Raw genomic sequence first — 4,140 nt, 5'->3', positions numbered from 1 at the left:
GGAAATGTAAGTGTGCTCCTCTAACGAAATTACCTGTAGCACCTGATTTCCCTATCAGTTGACCAGCTTTAATACGTTGGCCTTGTCTTGCTAATTGCTTAGATAAATGCATATACCAGTTCCATTCGTTAGCACCGGTCTTAATTTGTATAGAATTACCGCCACCGTAATCAGTCCATACTTTATCAGCTATACCGCCTTTAACAGCATAAATGTTCGTTCCTGTAGGCATACCAAAGTCGATACCATAGTGACGACCGCCATTAAAGTTAAGTCCACCTGTGTAACTCCCAAACCTTTGCCAAATTGGATGGTCAAATAGATAGCTTCCATCGCCTCCGCCACCAAAATCTTCAAACCACGATTTTACTTTGTCTACTAATTTCTTTTTGAGCAATGAGTACGCGCCTTTAGCAATTTTTACTGTAGCGTTAGCTCCGCCTCCAAAATTAATATTTAAACCTGACATTACTTTATTTACTAGTTTCCCTGGATGTTGTACATAATCCCACACATCGCCGATTTTATCGCCTAACCAAGATGCACCATCTTTGATTTTATCGCCTGCCGCTTCAACCATTTCTTCTGCACCTTTTTTGATATTATGAGCTGTGTTTTTAGCTTTAGAACCGAAGTCCCCTGCTTTTTTACCAAGATTTTCAGTAACTTGTTCCATCCATTTTTTCTTTTTCGTACCACCATGGAATTTTGGCAAAACACCCATCCGCTGTAACTTCAGAGTGTCATTGGCATTTATTACACTATCTCCAACTCCTAGTGGAACAACCACATCTCGTCCTTGGGGTGCATGGAATGTTCCGTCAGCCCTGTGAATTATTTCTTGAACTCCACCACCTGGGGCGTTTCCAGAACCTCTATCATTTAATACAGCAAATGTCGGTTGCGTTAATGCTCCTGAATTATCGGTAGCTACACCCTTTCCTGCTAAAGTACCAGTAGACAATGTAGGTATTGGCTTGATGAGATTTTTATCAGTAATGGCTTTAGATATTTTATTAATACCGCCAATCATGCTATTCAAACCGCCAATAGCTTTATTAGCAACATTTTTACCTAAATCAGCCGCAGCTCTTCCCATGTCTTTACCAATATCTCTAATCCAATCATATGTTTTTGATAGCCATTTTCTAAAACCATTAAATACTGATTTAGCGTTAGACCATGCCGAACTTGAAATTGCATCAAAACGATCGTGGGCTCTTGAATACATATCCCCAGTCCAACCTTTTAAAGATTTGTATGAGTTACTAAACCATTTCGATGTTCCTTTCCAAACGGATTTTGCATTCGACCATGCTGTACTAGAAATATTATCCCATTTCGAGCGCGATTTATTAGCCATATCTGTTAGCCAACCCTTTGCACTTTTATATGCGTTGCTAAACCATTTTGATGTGCCTCTCCAAATAGATTTTGAATGCGCCCAAGCTTTATCTGAGGCATCTGAATACTTTTGCTTAGTTTGATTGTAAATACTTCCTGTAGTCGATTTAACAGATTGCCAAGCTTTTCCAAACCATTTACCAGTACTATTAGCTATAGCCTTAGTGTGATATCCTACAGAACTTTTGGCTGAGCTCCAACTTGAACTTAATTTGCTTGGAATTCCTTTGATTCCACTCCACATTTTTTTCATTTCGCCGCCAAAATGATTAGCATTTCTGCCCATTTTACTAAAGGCTTCACCAGTTTTAGTTTTTACGCCGTCCCAAGCATTTCCAAACCATTTCTTTATATTTTCTCTGTTTCTACGAGCTGTTTCTTCTTGTTCTTTAGCGTATTTATCACTTTTCTTCTTTTGGTCTTCTCTAAAGTTAGACCACCAACTTTTAAGACCATTCCACCACTTTTCAGTATTTTTATATACACGTCCACTGGATAAATCCATTTCTTTATCAATATCTTTATTTTGCTTTTTAACAACGTCTACTACAGCATCTTTTTTAGATTTTGCCTTTCTTACTTCATCCTTATGTCTTTGATCAGCAATAGCTAACAATTTATCTTTTTCAGACTTAGAAAGGTTGACGTTATTTTTTATAGCAATGACATCATCTTCATACTGCTTATCCACTTCTTTTTTTCTTGCTTTTCTTGCTTTTTCTGCTTCTTTAATTGCTTTGCTCGCTTCGTCTATTGAATAAGCATTTCTGTTTCTTTGCATTCTTACTAAAATACGCTCTTGCTCTTTTTCAGTCTTACTCAATTCTTTAACAGTGATGTCACGTCTTTGATTTTCAAGCTTTTCAATTTCTTTTCTTTCATTTTCTGAAATCTGACCATCACTTAAAGCTTTTTCTTTCAATTCTTTGATTTTCTGATTGAGTTCTTGCTCTTTTTTAATTCGCAAGTCATTTTTTTCTTTAGTTCTAGTTAAAATGTTTTGCTTTTCTTGTTCATCGAATGCACTATACTTATCAATAAGTTCTTGAGTTTTTTCGAGTTCCTTTTTATTTCTTTTTTCTATTTCAGCTATAAGGTTATTAGATAAATCCGCTTCAATTTTCAAAAGTTTTTTTGCTTTGTCTTCTGTTATTTGACCCGAGTTTAAACGTACTTTTTCCATGATTCTGTTGTTCTCTTCAGAATAGTGTACGTATTTTTCTAAAGCTTTTTCTGTTTCTTTTGAAACACCTTTCCCCAACACTTTTACAGTATCAGATGCTTTTTTAGAAGCTGTGCCCATGGTTTGCATAAATCCTTTAAACTTGTTGACTCCTACTTTCAGAAGGTCATCGTCACTCAAAGATTTATAACCATCTTTCATATCCTTTGAAAACTTTTCTTTGAAGCTTTTGCCTATACTTCCAAGATAATTTTTAAACTCTCCTAGCTTCCTAACAGCACCGCCAATAATTTTGCCACCAAAAAACTTTATAGTTTCTCCTAAACCGTTAATACCGTTTCTGAACCATTCCACACGATCATATGCGGTTTTAAAAACTTTATATGCAATTGTAATAGCAGTTATTGTAGCACCTATAGGTCCTGTTAAAAACTTTAAGGCTACACCAGCAAATCTTGCGCCTCCACTTACTGCAAATAAGGATTTTGCGGCTAATCCTAAACCGTTTTTCAAAAGTTTGAACGGTAAAATTGCTAGCTTTGCAGAATTTTTCAAAACATTTATAGGTTTTAAATTAAACAACATAGCTCCGGCTAATCCTTTAAAGCCTTTTGACGTTTTTCCTGTTGTAGAACCAAGAAATAATGTTTGAAGACCTAAAGATTTCATTGCTTTTGAATTGGTATTAGAAAGAATTGTATTTTCAGCAATGCGTCTATTTAATGATGCATAGCCTTTAGCCGCGCTCCCAACTGCACGTATTAATAAGCCACCAGCAAGAACAGCAGGACCAATAGATGCACCAAAAATTGCTAAGCCTACCGAAGCCTTTCTAACCCAACCAGGAAGATGTGTAAATCCATCAACTAATTTTGTTAATCCTTCCGCACCTGCTCTAATCATAGGCGTTAAATCTTTACCAACTTCAATTGCTAACGATTCAAAAGCGCCACCTAATTGTTCCAGAGCACCTTTGAGGTTATCTTTCATCAAATCAGCTGCTTTTTTACTTTCACCATTAGAGTTCTTCAATGATTTGCTATAGCTATTAATTTTATCTGGACCCGCTTCAATCAAGGCTAAAAATCCACTTGCTGCTTCAGTGCCAACTATTGTAGCCACTGTTGCTAATTTTTGTTCTCTCGTCATGCCTTTCATGTTATCTTGGAACTGTCTAATCAATTCGCCCATTCCAACAAACTCACCTTTAGCATCAGACAAATGAATACCTAATTTTTTCATTTCCTTAGCTGTACTTTTACTTGGATTAGCTAGCCTAATAAACGAAGCTCTTAATGCAGTACCTGCTTGAGACCCCTCTAAACCTGAGTTAGATAAAACTTCAATTGCTGCAGAAGTGTCCTCTATTGAAACTCCTAATGCTTTTGCTGGAGTACCTGCATATTTTAATGCATCTCCCATATATTGAATATCTGCAGCACTATCATTTGCTGATCTCGCAAGTAAATCAGCAACATGATTTGCATCAGATGCTTTTAAACCGAAAGAGTTAATCGCTGAAGCCATTACAGTTGCAGTTGTAGCCATTTCTG

General features: G+C 36.5%; 1 protein-coding gene. It reads right to left on the bottom strand.

The window, feature by feature from the left end; genetic code table 11:
- Nucleotides 1-4,140, bottom strand: a 4,140-nt coding sequence (locus tag IDG60_RS07800; RefSeq protein ID WP_206160595.1) for a phage tail tape measure protein, incomplete at both ends; no start/stop codon positions are given.

The organism is Staphylococcus sp. EG-SA-2 (assembly GCF_017152085.1).
The sequence above is the reverse complement of the archived record's forward strand: the minus strand, read 5'-3'. Positions and strand labels throughout refer to the sequence as shown.